Raw genomic sequence first — 309 nt, 5'->3', positions numbered from 1 at the left:
CACAAGCTGCTGAAGACGCCATGTATAAGCTGGAAGAAGCAGGCGCTAAAGTCGAGCTGAAATAAGTATCGACTTTGCTCCTCCAGCCCGAGCGTCAAGCGACAGGCTGATGGCTGGTGGCTCTTGCCACCGGCCTTTTTCCGTTATTGGCAGCCGACTGGGTCGGTGCTGATAAAGGCGCTGTAACCACCCGATGCGGTGGCGCAAACCATGGGGTTTGCACGATTTTCTGGCTGCTCCCGTCGGGAGGGGCCAAACAAGCAGGTGACCAAGCTGGGGAACGCTGATGGCTTACTCATATACTGAGAA

Annotated in this window: 1 pseudogene; it reads left to right on the top strand. The window is 56.0% G+C overall.

Going from position 1 to position 309, the window contains the following annotated elements:
- Window positions 1-65, top strand: a pseudogene (gene rplL / locus ACIPIZ_RS29585) (50S ribosomal protein L7/L12); the annotation flags it as partial.
- Window positions 66-309 lie beyond the last annotated feature (244 nt).

It is taken from the genome of Pseudomonas sp. NPDC087690 (genome assembly GCF_044743175.1).
GTDB lineage: Bacteria > Pseudomonadota > Gammaproteobacteria > Pseudomonadales > Pseudomonadaceae > Aquipseudomonas.
Note: the sequence above shows the minus strand (reverse complement) of the source record. Positions and strands in the feature narration are given on the sequence as shown.